Source organism: Lachnobacterium bovis DSM 14045 (genome assembly GCF_900107245.1).
GTDB lineage: Bacteria > Bacillota > Clostridia > Lachnospirales > Lachnospiraceae > Roseburia > Roseburia bovis.
The window spans coordinates 1-17,819 of the sequence record NZ_FNPG01000027.1; the positions used below are offsets into that span (position 1 = coordinate 1).

Sequence of the window (17,819 nt, forward strand, 5' to 3'; positions counted from 1 at the left end):
ATTTTCATGAATTAATGAAGTTATTAAAAATGCACCTCATCCCACCCGATGAAGTGCATTTGATGCCAGACTTATTTTTTGAAAAGTAACTAAAAGACTTAAATGCAGGTAGTAATCGATTTGTCAATAGGTGTTATTAGACGGGTCGCGTTTACTTTTGCATAAGAATTAGCCAGCCGTCTATTTGCTATGCAATTTTCAATATACCCACTGTCTGGAATAAGCTAATTATAGCACCTTTTCAGAAAGAAGGTAGCCTAAAAAAGTCGAATTTGATGTCAAAAATCGATTTTGTGTAATCAGACGATATTTCAGTTGGGTTTTAGTTTTTCATTCAAGGCTTGTGAATGAATAAGAAGGACCCACTAGGAATTAATGTTGTTTTAGTAAGAAGAATACTTTAGAATAAAAAAATGTCAATAAGGGAGAAAGGAATAAAAAAATGGAAAAAAATCAAGTGAAAAAGGATTATACAGAAATAATTCAGGAGGATAAATTTCCACAAAAAACAATTCAAATGAAAAAGAATCGTAAGCAAATATTTGGATTTTTAAGTATGCTTGTTCTTATTACTACACTTGCTTTTGTATATAATGCTTGTTTTTCGACAAATGAAGCAACTGCAAATGAAAAGAATATTTCTCATGTAAATAGTAATAATAAAACAAAAACAGATAATTCCCAAGAAGATGATGGAAATGAAGAAGATGTTGACGATGAAGAAGCAGATTATGATCAAGACAATGAAGAAAGTCAGCAAAACAAAGATTCATTATATGGGCAGGAAGCTGATAATTCAAAAGATGATGAAAAGAATTCCTTAACACTGTCCCAGCAAAACGCCATTGCAAAAGCAAAACAATATATAGAATACATGCCATTTTCATATAATGGTCTTATTAAGCAGCTCGAGTATGAGGGATATTCAGAAGAAGATTCGATTATAGGAGCCGATAATTGTGGCGCAGATTGGAATGAAGAGGCATATAAAGAAGCAGAAAAATATCAAGAACTTATGCCAATGTCAAGAAAGGAATTGTATGATCAACTTCAGTATGAAGAATTTACAGAAGAGCAAATTAGTTATGCATTAGATAAAATGGGAATTTGATTTTTACAGTGATATAGTAGTATTTTTATTTTGATATACGTGTATTGTATTCATAGAATGCACACTAGATGGAAGAATCTTATCTAGTGTGTATTTTTTTGACAAATAAATATAAAAGGAATATACTAATAAAGTGTAGATATTTTTCGATGTTTACTTAAAAAACTTTGGATTCAATAGGGCAAATTTTTAGATGATTATATAAGGAGAGATTATGAAGATGGAAGAAAATCAGATGGGACAAAATCAAATGCAACCTAATCCAGTACAAAGCAACCCAATGCAAAGCAACCCAGTACAAAACAACCTAGTACAAAACAATCCAGTGCAAAACAACCCAGTACAAAACAACCAAATGCAAGGCAACCCAATGCAAGGCAACTCAATGCAAGGCAACCCAATGCAGTATAATCCCATGCAAGAACAGTCACAAATGCAAATTAACCAAATGCCAAACAATCCAATGCCAAACAACCAGGTACCAAATGATCAGATGATGCAAGGCACTCAGATGCAATATAATCAAATACAAAATATTCAAAATGGGATGAATCAAAATGGATTTCCAAAGAAAAAATCAGGTAAGGGTAAACTTATTGCTTGTATAGTCGGAATAGTTGTTGTTGTTTTAGCACTTTCATTAGGAATAGGTTTTAAAGTTCATCATGATAAGGTATTAGCTGATGAAAAAAGAATAGAAGAAAAAGCTAAGGAAGAAAAAGCTAAAAAGGAAAGAGAAAAGAAAGAAAGAGAAAAGAAAGAAAGAGAAAGAAAAGAGCGAGAAAAAGAGCAAGAAGAAGACGAAGATTCAACAGAGGATTATGATGATTCGGATGACTCAGATTCGGATGATTCAGATGCTTCAGCTTCAGGTTGTACTAGAGATCAGGCAGTTGAAAAGGCAAAACAATATGTTGCTTCAGGTGCAAGTATAATTTCACGTATTAATTTAGAAACAGAATTAAAGACAGAAGGAGTTTCCCCAGATGATGCAGAGTATGCCGCAAATAATTGTGGTGTAGATTGGAATGAAAAGGCTTATAAAGTTGCAAAATTATGTGTAGATTATTTACATTATAGTGATAAGGATAAGATACGCGGATATTTAAGGTTGATGAAGTTTACTGATGCTGAAATAGATTATGCATTGAATGTAATTGGATTATAATTATAAAATATAAAAAAGAATGATTTTAAAAGAGCTTTTACAAAGAATAGAGACATAAGATTTATTCGATGTAGGGCTCTTTTTTAATACGTTTTTTCATAAATGTTGTGCTTACAACGTAAATGTTGCTATTTAAACATTATAATTGAATTGAAATTAATAAGTTATAACTAACGTTTTATATTAAGAGGTTACGACTATAAAATCATTAATTGAGATTTTGAAGAACATGCTTTCTGAATTAAAAAATATAGGAAAGCATTATGGAAAAAAAGAGGAATTATTTTTTCCAAAGCTTTGTGAATATGGTTACAAGGGACCATCAGACGTAATGTGTGGAGTAGATGATGAAATAAAGGGTGATATAAGTTTTTTGTATAAATTTATAGATATAGATAATTTTTTACATTATAAAAATAATTTAAAACGATTAATTGATCGAATTAAAGAGATGATTTACAAAGAAGAAAAAATTCTTTTTCCGTTGGCACTTAATAATTTTACTAAAGATGATTGGAAAGAAGTTTATGCAGATTACGATGAAATGGGATATGCTTTTATAAATGATTTTCCCCGTTGGAAAGATGCAGCTTGCTGGATAGAGTCTAAAGAGGGTGCGGCTTCATCAGAATCAATAGCTGATGCAATTGGAAATGGAATTATAAAAATGCCAACAGGAGAGTTGACGATTAAGCAACTTGTAGCTATGTTTGCCATTATTCCGATTGATTTTACGTTTATTGATAAGGATGATGTTTTGAGATTTTTTACCAATAATGAAAAAGTTTTTGCTAGACCACTTTCAGCACTTGGAAGAAAAATATACACTTGTCATCCACCAAGAATTATACCGGTTGTTGAAGCAATGCTTGGAGATTTTAAAACAAAATGTAATGATAAAATGGAGATGTGGATTGATAAACCTGACAATCCCGTAAAAGTTATTTATCATGCGGTCTACGATGACAAAGGAGAATATATTGGAACGTTAGAAATGGTTCAAAGTTTCAAAGATGCAAAAGAGCATTTTGCTAGTAAATAATTTTTGTTAAAAAAATGAATAATAGACAAAATTATGTCGACATATACATTGTACCTACAGTGTATATGTCTTTTTTGTAGTAGAAAAATATTAGAGATTAATTCTAAAAATGTAGATTTAAAATAGAAATATTTTTATGGTTAAAAAAAATGACAGTAAAGGATGATAGGTAGAAATGCAATTATATTTTGAAAATACGATAGTTCAGACAATATCATACTTATTCTATGGTGTTTTTGCATGGTATGTTTTTATGAGTGTCAAATCAGATTTCGGCTCAGAAAAAGAAATTCAATATTTTAAGGCTCAGATTTTGTCGTATTTGGTATACCTTTTTTCAACATGGGCTTGGACACTTAATGAGTTGAGAGCTTTTAATATAGAAAAAAATTTATTAATGCTATTAGCAATTGTGTGTCATATTTCCGTAAGTTGTACTATGTATTTATGGATAAAATATTATGTTTATCATTTGCAACTTTATTTTTCTGAAAAGCGTTGGTTTAAAAGAATTTTTTCTGTACCGATTGCAATGGCATTGATATTAATTTTTTCAGCAGTAAAACATGACTTTGTATTTTATACAAGGGATGTAGGAGGAAGAACGGAAATTGTATATGGAAAATATTACAATTTGTTATATGCATTTTTCGGTATATATTTTATTTTTGTTGTTACGGGGACTATATATTCGGCTATAAGATTAAAAGAAAAAGAAAGAAGACAGGAGATAATCCTTTTTGTTGGATACATTTTTATATTGAGTCCAGTTGTTATGTTTAGTCATTTTTTAAAAGTATTGTCGGTTACTACAGTGTCGCATCTGGCAGCAATATTTTTTACATACATAAGTATTCAGGAAACCAGAGTTAGAATGGACGGTCTTACTAAATTAAATAATAGGAGAGTTGCTGAAGAATATCTCATAAAAGCTATAGGCGAATTGGTAGTGGATAAAGAAGAAGTTGCAGTTTTTATGATGGATATTAACGATTTTAAGATGGTAAATGATAAGTATGGACACCTTGAAGGGGATAAGGCTTTAGTGACAGTTGGAAATGCTATAAAAAAAGTTGCAGCCAGTAACAGTTGTTTTGTGGGACGTTACGGAGGAGATGAGTTTATTATGATTTTTCGTAATAAGCTATACAAAAAAAACAATATTGCAAAAACTGACAATAGAGTAGAAAACAAAACAGAAAATAAAACAGATACCCAAATAAAGACTAGTAAGTCGATTTCTTTTGAAGATTTTGAAAAAATGTTTGAAAATAATATTTATAATACTCTTAGTCGTAAACTAAACAGTGCAATTGAACATGAATGTAAGTTGTTAAATCTTGAATATGAATTGACATTAAGCGTAGGTTATTGCGTTTGCCGTAGTCCTAAAGATGATCCAAAATCGATAATTAAGTTAGCAGATGAACATCTTTACGAAGAAAAAGGAAAATATCATAATGCAAAAAAAACAAACGGGAAGTACAAGTCTTGAAAAATGCGATGTTTTATGTTAATCTTTTGTTTATGCAAAATGTGAAATGAATTTCACATTTTGTAAATGCTATCATAAAAGGAGACAGATTGTTGAATATTGAACCGATTGCTAAAATATATACAGATTTTCCAGAAAAGTTTGGAATTCCAAGACAAAGTGGACTAGTTGAGCATTCAACAGGCAGAATTGTTTTTGAAAAAAAGTATAGAAATGTTTTGGCGATAAAAGGTTTAGAGGAGTTTTCTCATTTGTGGTTGATTTGGGAGTTTTCGAAATCTAATGTTAATTCTGAAAAATTTGTGCCAATGGTTCATCCCCCTAAGTTAGGAGGAGAATCTAAAAAAGGAGTATTTGCGACAAGATCTCCATTTAGGCCTAACAAATTAGGACTTTCCTCTGTAAAGATTCTTAAAATTGATACAAATTGTAATGAATCGCCTGTAATTTATGTTTCGGGCATAGATATATTAAGTGGAACTTCAATTTATGATATTAAACCATATATTCCGTATACAGATTGTCATACGGATGCGAGTGAAGGTTATACTAAGGATACAAAAAATAAAACAATAAATGTTTTGTTCGAAAAGGATTTTTCGGGCTTCATTTCTGAGAATGTAAAAAAAGCACTAATAGAAGTCCTGAGACAAGATCCAAGAGCAGCATACAATAAGAAAGAAGATTATATTTATGGTATGGCATTCAAGGAATTTGATGTACGTTTTATAGTAAAGAATAATGTATTAAGAGTGGTGGATTTATGTTATAGAGACGCTGATTTTAAAGAAATAAAATAATTAAGTCACTATTAGAGAGAAAATACAAATTATAGAATATAGGAGAGTTGTATGAGAAACAAAACTTACAAGCATATGTATCACATATTTGGAAAAAAAGGTTGGGTAAATGATCCAAATGGCTCATGTTATTATGATGGAAAATACCATATTTTTTACCAATATGCGCCAGATTATCCTGAGAGTGCATTAAAATACTGGGGGCATGTTAGTTCAGAAGATATGATACATTGGGAAGATAATGGAATTGCATTAAGACCAGACATTCCACAAGATAAAGATGGAGTTTATTCAGGAACAGCATTTTGTGATGATGGCAAAATGGAACTTTTTTATACAGGAAATGTAAAACATCCGGGTAATCATGATTATATTTTGACAGGAAGAGAACAAAATGTAATCTATTTATCAAGTGATGATGGATATAATTTCTCTGAAAAAGAATTGTTAATGACAAATGAGGATTTTCCTAAGAGCATGGGACTTCATGTGCGTGATCCAAAAGTGTGGAAAGAAAATGATAAGTACTATATGTTTTTAGGAGCTAGATCGGTTGATGATAAAGCTTCAATGTTGTTTTTTGAATCTGATGATAAGAAAAACTGGCAATTATACAAAGAATATACTCCAAGTGCTCAATTAGGTTATATGTTTGAGTGCCCTGATTATTTTGAGGTTGATGGTGTAAAGGCTATTGGCGGTTGTCCACAGGGAATGGATAGTCAAGAATATAAATTTATGAATATGTATCAATCAGGATATTTTATTTTAAATGAAACTACAATCCATTCATCAAATGAAGAACTTGAAAAAGATATAACAGTAGAAAACTTTAAAGAATGGGATATGGGATTTGATTTTTATGCTCCACAGGTTTTTACAACACCTGAAGGAAAAAAGATTATTATCGGTTGGGCAGGTGTTCCTGATGCTCCATATGATAATGCTAAATCTCTTGAAGAAGGGTTTGAACATTCGTTGACATTATTTAGAGAGATTTCTTATGATTCAGATAAAAAAATATTTAAAACTTATCCAATTAAAGGCTATGAAGAATTAAGAAAAGAAGAAAAAGAGGTTCTTTTGACTGATGATAAGAAAAAAGTAACACTAGATAGTTCTTTTGACCTTGAAGCAAAAGCAACCGGAAAAGCTCAGATAGTTTTCTCAGATACTGAGGGGAACAAAGATTTAGTGTTCGCATTTAAAGATGGTGTTTGTGAATTGAAGTTTTTAAATGAAACTGGTTGTAAAAGAGATGTAAGACGTGCAAAAGTAGAAAAAGTAGAAAATGTAAGAATTTTTATGGATCAGTCAATTATCGAAATTTATGTTAATGGCGGTGAGGTTGTATTTACGTCAAGGTATTATCCAAATGATGACAACATTGTTGCAACGTTTGACGGCTTTTATGAAGTAAATGCATATTCGTTAGAAGAAATTGATTATTAAATAAAAAATATAATTTTGATATCAATATTTAGACAATGATTAAGACGCATGTATTGAAAACAAAAATAATAAATGCACAAGATACATGTAAAAAACATATAAAATTAGCCAAGGTCACTTGTTTTATTTCACAATAATTTGAATGTGAAAAGGATAAGAACCTTGGCTTTTTGATATTTACCGTCTAGAATTCTAGAACTTAAATTCAATCAACGAACTTCTCAATATAATCTAAGTCAGCTGGGTTTTCAATAATAATTTCACCGCGTTGTATAATATCATTTGTAAGAGCAGATGCTAGAAAGATGTACTCAGATAATTGGCTTTTAAGATTCAAAGAATCACCCTCTGTTGTCTGGAATAATACATCTCCACGACATCTTTTTACAGCTTCTAAAAATTCCATTATTTCGATATTTCCTTTGAGATTATCTTTAAGTTTCATATTTACCTCCTTGTAGGAAAAAGTATTTTCTATTAATTCTAAAGTGTATGATTTATATATGCAAGTGAAAGAGGTGTAAAAAAAACACACATTATCAAACATGTTATCGTTTAAAATAACGAAAAATATTAGTATTGTATTTGTTAAAATACAACGATTTTATTGTTTTTTTGAACAAAAGAGCGTAAAATTATAATTAGTTAACAAATATAGTTGTAAAGGAGAAAAAAATGAGTAATATAAATGGTTTTGGACAATTGATTGATATTTTAAAAAAGAATCCTAAAAAAATTGTATTTACTGAGGGATCTGATCCACGTATTCTAGAGGCTGCTTCAAGACTTTTGGCAAGCAACTTCTTGGCACCAATATTAGTTGGAGATCCAGATGAAGTATATAATTCTGCAGCAGAAAGCGGATATAATATAAGAGGAGCACAAGTGCTTAATCCTGAAAATTTCGACAGAATGGATGAAATGATTGATTTGTTCTGTGAATTACGAAAAAGCAAGGGTGTTACAAAAGAACAGGCAAGGGAAACATTAAAACATGCAAATTATTTCGGCACAATGCTTGTAAAGATGGGGATTGCTGATGCATTACTAGGTGGAGCTACATATTCAACAGCTGACACTGTTCGACCAGCTTTACAGTTAATTAAAACTAAACCGGGTAACAATATAGTATCATCTTGTTTTATACTTGTACGTCAGTCAGCTACAGGAGGAAATGAAGTTTTAGCAATGGGTGATTGTGCAATTAATATTCATCCTTCAGAAGATGATTTGGTTGAAATTGCTGGAGAAATCGCTAAATGTGCTAAAATCTTTGGAGTTGATCCAAAAATCGCATTTCTAAGTTATTCTACACTTGGTTCTGGAAAAGGCGAAGATGTTGATAAAATGCATAATGCCGCTGAAAAATCAAAAGCCCAATATCCTGATTTAAAAATCGAAGGAGAACTTCAATTCGATGCAGCAGTATCACCAAGAGTTGCTAGAACCAAATGTCCAGATTCAGAGGTTGCCGGTCATGCAAATACATTTATTTTCCCAGATATAAATGCAGGTAATATTGGATATAAAATAGCTCAAAGATTAGGACAGTTTGATGCATATGGTCCAATTCTTTTAGGACTTAATGCTCCAATTAATGATTTATCGAGAGGATGTAATGCGCTTGAAGTATACTCAATGGCAATTATTACAGCAGCATTAGCTTAATTATCGCAATAAAGGTTAAATAGAAAAAAAAAAATCAAAAATAAATAATAAAATTAAAAAAATCTATAAATACTCCACAAAATGAATTTTTTATAAAATCGTTTGTGGAGTATTTTGCATCTAATTGACTTTATTTTTTTACCATGATATGATAACTAGGTAAAAATAGAAAAGATGGGTAAGTGTCTTTTTTAATAAAAAATCAGTAAAAATAATATTTTTTAAATAAATAGGTAAGTCAGAAAGGACAGAATATGAGAGTAGGTATGGGTTACGATGTTCACAAACTTGTACCGGACCGCAAGCTTATAGTTGGTGGAGTAGAAATTGAACATGAACTTGGCTTATTGGGGCATTCAGATGCTGATGTATTACTACATGCAATAATGGATGCTTTGTTAGGTGCGGCGGCATTAGGTGACATTGGAAAACATTTTCCAGATACAGATGATAGGTTTAAAGGTATTAGTTCAATAAAGCTCCTTGAAGAAGTAAGAAAACTTATTGAACAAGAAGGATATGTGATTGAAAATATTGATGCGACTATCATAGCGCAGCGTCCAAAATTCAGACCTTATATTGAGCAAATGGAACAAAACATAGCTAAGGCTTTAAAAATTGATATTACTCAAGTTAATGTTAAAGCTACGACAGAGGAGAATCTTGGCTTTACAGGAAGACAAGAGGGAATATCCTCGAATGCTATTTGTTCACTTTCAGGTCTTTATGAGGCAAGCTTTGCTGTGGGTGGCTCAGCAGCTAATTGTGCAGGATGTAGTGGTTGCATTAAAAAGTAAAAATAAGGGAGAAACTAATGGAAAATAGAATACGTTTTTATAATACATTAACTAGAAAAATAGATACTTTTATTCCAAATGTAGATGGTAAAGTTGGTATGTATACATGCGGACCAACTGTTTATCATTTCGCACACATTGGTAATTTAAGAAGTTACATCATGGAGGATGTTCTTGAAAAAACATTAAGATATGTTGGTTATGACGTAAAAAGAGTAATGAATATTACAGATGTAGGCCATTTAGCAAGTGATGCTGATACAGGTGAAGACAAAATGCTCAAAGGAGCTAAAAGAGAGCACAAGACAGTAATGGAAATTGCTAAATTTTACACAGATGCGTTCTTTAGTGATTGTGCAAAGTTAAATATAAAAAAACCAGACGTTGTTGAGCCAGCAACTAACTGTATTGATGATTTTATTGAAAAGGTACAGTTATTGATTGATAAAGGATATGCTTATCATGCAGGCGGAAACATTTATTTTGATACATCTAAATTAGATGATTATTATGTTTTTTCATCAGCGGTAGAACAGGAAAAACTGAAAGAGGCAGTTCGTGATGACGTTGAAACTGATGTTAATAAAAAGAATAAGACAGACTTTGTTTTGTGGTTTACCAAATCGAAATTTGAAGACCAGGCATTAAAATGGGACAGTCCATGGGGCGTTGGTTATCCGGGATGGCATATTGAATGTTCATGTATCAGTCTTAAACATTTGGGCGAGTACATTGATTTACATTGTGGAGGGGTTGATAATATTTTTCCACATCACACTAATGAGATTGCACAGTCGGAAGCTATAATCGGTCATGAATGGTGTAAATACTGGTTCCATGTTAATCATTTAAATGATAAATCGGGGAAGATGAGTAAATCAAAAGGTCATTTCCTTACAGTTTCTACACTAGAGGAAAAAGGCTTTAATCCATTGGTATATAGAATGTTTTGTTTACAGTCACATTATCGTAAACCTTTAGAATTTTCATACGAAATTCTTGAAAATATGAAGGTTGCTTATCAGAAATTAGTTAAGAAAGTAGCTTCACTTGATAAAAATGGAGATGTTGACCAAGAGGCTTTTGTAAAATATAAAGAACAATTTATAGAGGCATTAAGCAATGATGTCAACACATCTATGGCACTTACAGTAGTTTATGATTTATTAAAAGCAGATTTAGATGATGCTACTAAATATGCATTGGTAGAGGATTTTGATAAGGTATTATCTCTAGATTTAACAAAAGAACCTACAGTAGAAGAAAACAGTGTTGATGCTGAATTAGAAAACTATATTCTTGAGAAAATCGAAGAAAGAAAGGCAGCTAAAAAAGCAAAAGATTTTGCTAAAGCTGATGCAATCAGGGAAGAGTTGTTATCTAAAGGTGTTAGTATTAAAGATACAAGAGAGGGCGTAGTATGGGAGATAGTATAATTAAAATTGATTCAAAAATCAGAGATTATTTTGATGTAAAAGATGTTGATATCAGAACATATTCGCCACTTACGCTAGCTTACATAGGAGACGGAATCTATGATTTGGTTATACGCTCAATTATTGTTGGTCGTGGTAACACAAAAGCCAGCAAACTACATATGAGAACAAGTCAAATTGTTAAAGCTAATGCACAAGCTCAGGTGATTGAAGCTATAGAAGATCTTTTGACAGAGGAAGAAGAAGAAATCTATAAGAGAGGTAGAAATGCTAAATCACCAACTATGGCTAAGAATGCCTCGATGAAAGACTATAGAAAAGCTACAGGATTTGAAGCTTTGGTTGGGTATTTGTATTTGCAGGATAGGTTTGAAAGAATACTTGAGTTAACTAAGATTGGCTTAGAAAAGACCAATTTTAAAATATAATTATAAGAACGTTTTTTGTATAATTTTTTATAACTAAGTTAAATAATGAAGCTCGGTAGCATTATTGTTGCCGAGTTTTAACTAACAATAAAATCTTTTTGATAGGAGAAAAATAAATGGCATTTGAAGAAATAAAAAACCATGAAGAAGAAAAAGTAGATGGAAATAAAATTGAAGGCAGAAATGCAGTGCTTGAAGCATTTCGCTCTGGAAAAACAATTGATAAAGTATATATTTTAGATGGTTGTCAAGATGGACCAATTAGATCTATTGTTCGAGAAGCAAGAAAACATGATACAATTATGAATTTTGTTGAGAAAGATAGATTAGATCAGATTTCGGAAACAGGTCATCATCAAGGAGTAATAGCAGTCAGCGCGGCTTACAAATATGCTGAGGTTGAGGATATTTTAAAAATTGCCGAAAATAAGAATGAGGCTCCGTTTATCTTTATTCTTGATGGAATAGAAGATCCTCATAATTTAGGTGCTATTATTAGAACAGCTAATTTAGCTGGTGCACATGGTGTAATTATTCCTAAGAGAAGAGCTGTTGGGCTTACAGCAACTGTTGCTAAAACATCTGCTGGTGCAATTAATTATACACCAGTTGCTAAAGTTACAAATATTTCTAAGACAATCAAAGAATTAAAAGAAAAAGGAATGTGGTTTGTATGTGCTGATATGGGTGGAGAAAGCATGTATAAACTTGATTTAACAGGTCCTATTGGCTTAGTAATTGGTAACGAAGGCGAAGGCGTTAGTAAACTAGTTAAAGAAAACTGTGATTTTGTGGCTTCAATTCCAATGAAAGGTGATATCGATTCGTTAAACGCTTCAGTAGCAACAGGTGTTTTGGCGTATGAAATTGTTCGTCAGCGTATTGTAAAAGCTAAATAGTATTAGAAAAAGATGTATTTTTGGTGGTGTGGTAAAGGAGATTGTCGTGAAGAAGTATCAGTTTTTTTCTGATGAGGAATTGATTTTAAGGTATAAAAAAGGTGATAACGATGTAGGAGAATACGTACTTAATAAATACAAACCATTAGTGAGAAAACATGCAAATACTATGTATCTTATTGGTGGGGAGACAGAAGATCTCATTCAAGAAGGCATGATAGGTCTGTTTAAGGCGATGAGAGATTTTGATATAAATAAGAATAGGACGTTTTTTTCATTTGCCGACCTTTGTATATCAAGACAGATGTATTCTGCAGTTGAAGCATCAAACAGAAAAAAACATATACCACTTAATAATTATATTTCGTTTTCTCAAAGTGATGATGATTCGGGTTATAGAATGGAAGACGTACTAGAAAGTGATGAAAATTCTGTTAATCCAGAAAAGATATTGATTCAAAAAGAGGTTATTTCAGATTTTTATAAAGAACTTAGAAATAATTTGAGTGAATTTGAAAACAAGGTTTTAGAATTGTATCTTGAAGGAGAAAACTATGTTTCTATTGCACAGGTTTTAGATAAAAGTCCAAAATCAATTGATAATGCCTTGCAGAGAATTCGCCAAAAATTAGCTCAAAAAAAATAAATTGAAGTATTGCACAACATAAAAAATCTATTATGAATATGTTTTTTTATATCATTTTTCTTTAAAATAAACCGAAATAATTGGTAAGAAAACACAGTAGAATTAAAAAGAAAAGTGTAAGGAAGATTTATGAATTATTATAAAAGAAGTGTATGCATATATAAAATATAATAAAAAATATGGGAAAATGCTGGAAATTTTGTCAAGTATATATATAATATAAATAAAGGATGATTGATGAGAAAGGCGGTGATTATGTATGGAATTTTCAAGAGTTGGACAACATACAATTAAGTGTGTAATTACCGAAGACGAAATAACGGGGCTTGGTTATTCTATCGATGATATTATGTCAAATGGTGATAAAACTCAAGAGTTTATGAATCATATTTTTGATTTGGCAGAGCAGGAATTTGACATGGATTTTGAGCTTGGAGTTAAGACAGTTAGAGCTGATTTCTTGCCTAATCATACAGTTTCACTCACATTTTCAGAGAAAAAGGGCGATTCTGTTACGGATCATATAAAAGATCTTGTTAATGGACTCTTAAGTGCTATACCTCAAGACAAGTGGGATGAAATCAAACCTTATACAGAAGAAGGAAGTACAAGTGAGACAAAAAACAATAAGTCGAACTCATCAGTTAAAAAGGATGTAAAGAATCATAGCAAGAAATCTAGCAGTAGTTTAAATGAAAAGGTTGAAGAAACTGAGATTTCGTATGTAGTTGCAATGATGTCATTTAAAGATTTTAGTTGTTTAGAAAATTTTGCAAAACGTGTCAATCTAGATACGGATGTTGATAACACATTGTATAAGATAAAGAGTAAATATATTTTGATTTTTAATCTTTCGGATTGTGAAGAAGAAGAAGTTTTACATTTATCAGTGCTCGCAGACGAATATTCTGATAAGATAGAAGTAGGACCAGAAAGAGAGTCTTACATAAGAGAGCATGGAAAATGTATTATTGAGCAAGAAGCAATTGATGTGTTAAAGACTTTTTAATTTAGTACTAATGATTCAACTAGTTTAATTGCAAAGATGTTGTTTACTTAACTGTGTTGAAATATATGGTAAATTATATGAGTAAGATATAGCGGCTAAAAATCAGTTATGATTTTTGGCCGTTTTTTACAAAGGGATAAAGGAGGTTAGAAAAATGGGTGCAAATGAATATCAAGAAGCTTTGAAATTAGGAAAAAAGGAATACAAAGTTCAAGTTTCAAATGGAAATTTTCCATATTTACCAGTATTGGATAATCTAATATCTAATAAAAAAATTAGAACAGAACAGTACATGGGATTAGTTAATATTCCACTTAGTAAAGTTGTAGGAACAAGTACAGCAGGCAGAACACAGGCTTTTGCTGCAAATTTTATGCCTTTGTTAGACTATGGTTCAGAATTTAGTTTAAAGTGGGCAGCTTTGTCAGAAGCTCAGATTAATGAAGGTATACGTGATCCTATAGAATGCTATGAGTATATGAATAAATACTATGTCGTTGAGGGTAATAAAAGAGTAAGTGTTTTAAAATTCTTTGAAGCTGTTTCCATTCCAGCAATAGTAACAAGAAAAATCCCCAAATATTCAGAAGATGAAGAGATTAAAGTATATTATGAATTTATGCATTTTTACGATGTAACCAAAATAAATACCATAGATTTTTCAAAGGAAGGTATGGCAACACGAATTCTTGAATTAGTTGGAGCAAGTGAACCTTGGTCAGAGGAAACTATAGAAGAATTTAAAAAAGTTGTGTTTGATTTTACAAAAGCTTATGAAAATCATAATATAAAGCGTCTTAAATTAGAATTAGGAGATGCGTTGTCAGTATTTATGAGCATTTTTACATATGAAGATATGAAAAAAATGACAGAAAATGAATATGACAGTAATTTAATTAAATCATGGAATGAATTATTATCTGTTGGAACTGGAAGAAAAATTGATATAATTTTAGATCCGACAGAAGGCTCAAATAAAAGAGGATTATTTAGCTATTTATTACCACAGAACAATCAAAAATTATTTGTGGCATTTTTATATCCTAAAGCACCAGAAACATCAGATTGGATTTATGCTCATGAGTTGGGAAGACAATATTTAGAGGAAAAATTTCCAAATCAAATCAGCACAATTAGTGTTTATGATGTAAAGCAAAGTAATATTGAGGCTATTTTAGATGATGTAATAGCAGAGGGAGCAAATATTATTTTTGGAGTGTCTCCAGAAATGATGAGACCGTCTTTAAAGGCCGCAATTGAACATCCTGAAGTAAAAATACTTAACTGTTCTTTAAATGCGCCACACCGTTATATAAGGACATATTATGCAAGAATGTATGAAGCAAAATACATTGCAGGTATGATTGCAGGAGCTATGACCGACAATGATAAAATTGCATATATTGCTAATTATCCAATTTATGGAACAACAGCTAATATAAATGCATTTGCGTTAGGAGCACAAAGTGTTAATCCAAGAGCTAAAATATATTTAGAGTGGTCTTCAAGAAAAGGTTATGATATTGATAGATTCTTAGAAGAAAATGATTTACATTTTGTCTCAAATCAGGATATGATTACCCCACGTCATGCATCGCGTGAATTTGGAGTATATAAAATTGAGAATGGTAATACAATAAATTTACTCGTGCCAATATGGAATTGGGGCATGTTTTATGAAAAAATGATAAAGAGTATAATTGAGGGAAGCTATCAGACAGAAGAGACAAAGGCTCAAAAAGCCCTTAATTATTGGTGGGGAATGTCTTCAGAAGCAATTGATATAGTTATGTCAAAAAATATTCCTTATAGGGTTGCATTGCTTGCAGAACATATTAAAAGGGACATAATTGCTGGAGAAGTTACACCATTTTTTGGGAAAATATATTCTCAAGATAAGCAACTTAAGAATAAGGCAGATGTAGAAATGATGCCAGAGGATATAATGAAAATGGATTATTTGGTAGACAACATTGTGGGGCATATTCCATCGAAAGAAGAATTAGTAGATGAAGCTCAGGATGTTGTAAAAATACAAGGCGTAGAAGAATAGGAAAGGTAATAAGGAATATAATATGAGGATTTTGTGTTTGGCAGATGAGGAGTCAAAGCTCTTTTGGGATTATTTTAGAAAGGATTATTTTGAAGATATAGATTTGATAATTTCATGCGGAGATTTGAATTCTTCTTACCTTACTTTTATTGAAACTATGACATCAATTCCTTTGCTTTATGTTAGAGGAAATCATGATGATTCATATAGAGATAAAGCTCCGGAAGGTTGTGTTTGTATTGAAGATAAAATAGTAAATATCAATGGAGTAAAAATTATGGGACTGGGAGGATCTCAGAGGTATCGAGCAGGTGGTAGAAATCAATATACCGAGAAGGAAATGTTACATAGATATAAAAAATTAAAGAAAAAAATATGGTTCAATAAGGGAATTGATATTTTAGTGACGCATGCTCCAGCTAAAGGATTTCATGATGGAGATGATTTGTGTCATACCGGTTTTGAAGTTTTCAACCATATTATAAAAAAATACGAACCTAAGTATTTTTTGCATGGTCACGTTCATATGAATTATGGGCGAAATTTTCCGAGAGAAGACGTTATAGGGAAAACAAGAGTTATAAATGCATTCGAAAAATATATAATTGAAATTTAAAGAGTTTAAGAAATAATAGCTAGAATATAAGAGACGACATTAGAGATAAAACTAGAAATAAAATTTAGAAAATAGAATTTTGCATAAAAAAAGAGCTGATGACGGGAATTGAACCCGTGACCCCTTCCTTACCAAGGAAGTGCTCTACCTCTGAGCCACATCAGCACTTAATCATATACCTAGATTATAGTAACAAATAATTATTCAATTGTCAAGAAATTATCAACTATATATACGATAATAGACAAATAATGAAAGGAAGTTTAACACAAATTATAAACTTAAGAGAAGTTTAAGATAAACCGATATATAGACTGAATTAAGAAGGTGTAAAAAATAAAAAGGGGGCAAGGAAAGAATGAACTTGCAAAAATTTATCGAAAACTGGAACGGTGCATATGCAGTAAATTCTAGTGATATAAGTGACAAGTTTTTTGTTTACTTAGCAGATGATTTTAAAGATGCGTTAGTTGAGGAATGTGAAAACCGAGGAATGCATTTAAAAAATTACATTCTTGGAAGCCAATTTATTTGCGGTTTTATAAAAAAGGGAAAAAAGTTTGTTTATTTTAGTTGGAATTTTTTGAGCAAAGATAATAGAGTTGATACATTGACGGAGGTTTCATATAGAGAAGTTGACAATGATCATGATTTCGTGAATGGAATATATGAGACGTGCCAGTTATCAGAACTTGTTGACAAAGTTGATAAATATTTTAAAGAACACTCTTTGGTGGCTTAAAAAAGGTCCCATTCATTTTCATTATTTCGTAAATCAATAATGAAGATGTAATGGGACTTTTTTATTTAAATTAATCTGATAAGAATTTGCTTAATGATTCAACAGCTTCTGATTCATCTTCCCCATTTGCAAGGATTTGAATGTTTGAACCAGGAGTTGGATTGAAAGCCATGATGCCCATAATGCTTTTGGCATTAATGTGTTTCTCATTACTTTCTAGAATAATATTACTCTGAAATTGGCAAGCAAGCTGTACAAGTTCAGCGATTGGATTGCCCTTTCTCTCTAACCAATTTGTTACAATAACGTTTGTTTCTTGCATTTACTACCCCTCCCATGAATAGATTAATTATATCAATTATATTCTACTATAATTAATTACTGAAAAATATGCAAATGAAAATTTAAAAAATTTCGTAAAAAATAAAAAAATTGTTAAAAAAGACAAAAATAGTCT

Annotated in this window: 18 protein-coding genes and 1 tRNA gene; 16 read left to right on the forward strand and 3 right to left on the reverse strand. The window is 31.1% G+C overall.

Going from position 1 to position 17,819, the window contains the following annotated elements:
- The first annotated feature begins 442 nt into the window (after positions 1 to 442).
- From BLV79_RS10185 to BLV79_RS10210, 6 genes are all read left to right on the forward strand, one after another.
- Positions 443 to 1,111, forward strand: coding sequence for an Ltp family lipoprotein (locus tag BLV79_RS10185; protein WP_074718680.1), 669 nt, complete (start codon positions 443 to 445; stop codon positions 1,109 to 1,111).
- 214 nt (positions 1,112 to 1,325) lie between these two features.
- Complete coding sequence (locus tag BLV79_RS10190) at positions 1,326 to 2,279, forward strand: hypothetical protein (protein ID WP_074718682.1); 954 nt, start codon at positions 1,326 to 1,328, stop codon at positions 2,277 to 2,279.
- Positions 2,280 to 2,508: 229 nt separating this feature from the next.
- Positions 2,509 to 3,321 carry a PAS domain-containing protein gene (locus BLV79_RS10195; RefSeq protein ID WP_074718684.1) on the forward strand — a complete coding sequence of 271 codons (813 nt, stop codon included), beginning with the start codon at positions 2,509 to 2,511 and terminating at the stop codon, positions 3,319 to 3,321.
- Positions 3,322 to 3,496: 175 nt separating this feature from the next.
- The gene (locus BLV79_RS10200) at positions 3,497 to 4,816 is read left to right on the forward strand and encodes a GGDEF domain-containing protein (RefSeq protein ID WP_074718686.1); all 1,320 of its coding nucleotides are present in this window, start codon (positions 3,497 to 3,499) and stop codon (positions 4,814 to 4,816) included.
- A 92-nt stretch (positions 4,817 to 4,908) separates the two neighbouring features.
- A complete protein-coding gene (gene tsaA / locus BLV79_RS10205; protein ID WP_330389998.1) occupies positions 4,909 to 5,616 on the forward strand; it encodes a tRNA (N6-threonylcarbamoyladenosine(37)-N6)-methyltransferase TrmO in 708 nt (235 codons plus the stop codon).
- Positions 5,617 to 5,667: 51 nt separating this feature from the next.
- Positions 5,668 to 7,068, forward strand: coding sequence for a glycoside hydrolase family 32 protein (locus tag BLV79_RS10210; protein WP_083354550.1), 1,401 nt, complete (start codon positions 5,668 to 5,670; stop codon positions 7,066 to 7,068).
- A gap of 205 nt (positions 7,069 to 7,273) precedes the next feature.
- Here the strand turns inward: BLV79_RS10210 and BLV79_RS10215 are convergent, their stop codons facing one another.
- A complete protein-coding gene (locus BLV79_RS10215; RefSeq protein ID WP_074718688.1) occupies positions 7,274 to 7,513 on the reverse strand; it encodes a hypothetical protein in 240 nt (79 codons plus the stop codon).
- Between the two features lie 239 nt (positions 7,514 to 7,752).
- Between BLV79_RS10215 and pta the strand changes: the two genes are divergently transcribed.
- The 9 genes from pta to BLV79_RS10260 all read left to right on the forward strand — a co-directional run bounded on the left by pta (position 7,753) and on the right by BLV79_RS10260 (position 16,620).
- A complete protein-coding gene (gene pta / locus BLV79_RS10220; protein WP_074718731.1) occupies positions 7,753 to 8,736 on the forward strand; it encodes a phosphate acetyltransferase in 984 nt (327 codons plus the stop codon).
- A gap of 254 nt (positions 8,737 to 8,990) precedes the next feature.
- Positions 8,991 to 9,533: a 2-C-methyl-D-erythritol 2,4-cyclodiphosphate synthase gene (ispF, locus tag BLV79_RS10225; RefSeq protein WP_074718690.1), complete on the forward strand. Its 543-nt coding sequence runs from the start codon at positions 8,991 to 8,993 to the stop codon at positions 9,531 to 9,533.
- Positions 9,534 to 9,550: 17 nt separating this feature from the next.
- Positions 9,551 to 10,969, forward strand: coding sequence for a cysteine--tRNA ligase (cysS, locus tag BLV79_RS10230; protein WP_074718692.1), 1,419 nt, complete (start codon positions 9,551 to 9,553; stop codon positions 10,967 to 10,969).
- The gene (locus BLV79_RS10235) at positions 10,954 to 11,397 is read left to right on the forward strand and encodes a Mini-ribonuclease 3 (RefSeq protein WP_074718694.1); all 444 of its coding nucleotides are present in this window, start codon (positions 10,954 to 10,956) and stop codon (positions 11,395 to 11,397) included. Before cysS ends, BLV79_RS10235 begins: the two co-directional genes overlap by 16 nt.
- Before the next feature lie 116 nt (positions 11,398 to 11,513).
- Positions 11,514 to 12,296, forward strand: a complete 783-nt coding sequence (gene rlmB / locus BLV79_RS10240; protein WP_074718695.1) for a 23S rRNA (guanosine(2251)-2'-O)-methyltransferase RlmB — start codon at positions 11,514 to 11,516, stop codon at positions 12,294 to 12,296.
- Positions 12,297 to 12,342: 46 nt separating this feature from the next.
- On the forward strand, positions 12,343 to 12,942 hold the full coding sequence (locus tag BLV79_RS10245) for a sigma-70 family RNA polymerase sigma factor (protein ID WP_074718696.1): 600 nt from the start codon (positions 12,343 to 12,345) through the stop codon (positions 12,940 to 12,942).
- Positions 12,943 to 13,201: 259 nt separating this feature from the next.
- Positions 13,202 to 13,951: an adaptor protein MecA gene (locus BLV79_RS10250; protein ID WP_074718697.1), complete on the forward strand. Its 750-nt coding sequence runs from the start codon at positions 13,202 to 13,204 to the stop codon at positions 13,949 to 13,951.
- Positions 13,952 to 14,105: 154 nt separating this feature from the next.
- Positions 14,106 to 16,004: a BMP family ABC transporter substrate-binding protein gene (locus tag BLV79_RS10255; RefSeq protein WP_074718698.1), complete on the forward strand. Its 1,899-nt coding sequence runs from the start codon at positions 14,106 to 14,108 to the stop codon at positions 16,002 to 16,004.
- A gap of 22 nt (positions 16,005 to 16,026) precedes the next feature.
- Complete coding sequence (locus BLV79_RS10260; RefSeq protein ID WP_074718699.1) at positions 16,027 to 16,620, forward strand: metallophosphoesterase family protein; 594 nt, start codon at positions 16,027 to 16,029, stop codon at positions 16,618 to 16,620.
- A gap of 93 nt (positions 16,621 to 16,713) precedes the next feature.
- Here the strand turns inward: BLV79_RS10260 and BLV79_RS10265 are convergent.
- A tRNA-Thr gene (locus tag BLV79_RS10265) sits at positions 16,714 to 16,785 on the reverse strand.
- Positions 16,786 to 16,978: 193 nt separating this feature from the next.
- On the opposite strand from BLV79_RS10265, the gene BLV79_RS10270 reads away from it, so the two are divergent.
- A complete protein-coding gene (locus BLV79_RS10270) occupies positions 16,979 to 17,362 on the forward strand; it encodes a hypothetical protein (protein ID WP_074718700.1) in 384 nt (127 codons plus the stop codon).
- A 70-nt stretch (positions 17,363 to 17,432) separates the two neighbouring features.
- On the opposite strand, the gene BLV79_RS10275 is transcribed toward BLV79_RS10270, so the two are convergent.
- Positions 17,433 to 17,684 (reverse strand): HPr family phosphocarrier protein, encoded by a 252-nt coding sequence (locus tag BLV79_RS10275; RefSeq protein ID WP_074718701.1) that lies wholly within the window; start codon positions 17,682 to 17,684, stop codon positions 17,433 to 17,435.
- Positions 17,685 to 17,819: the final 135 nt, after the last annotated feature.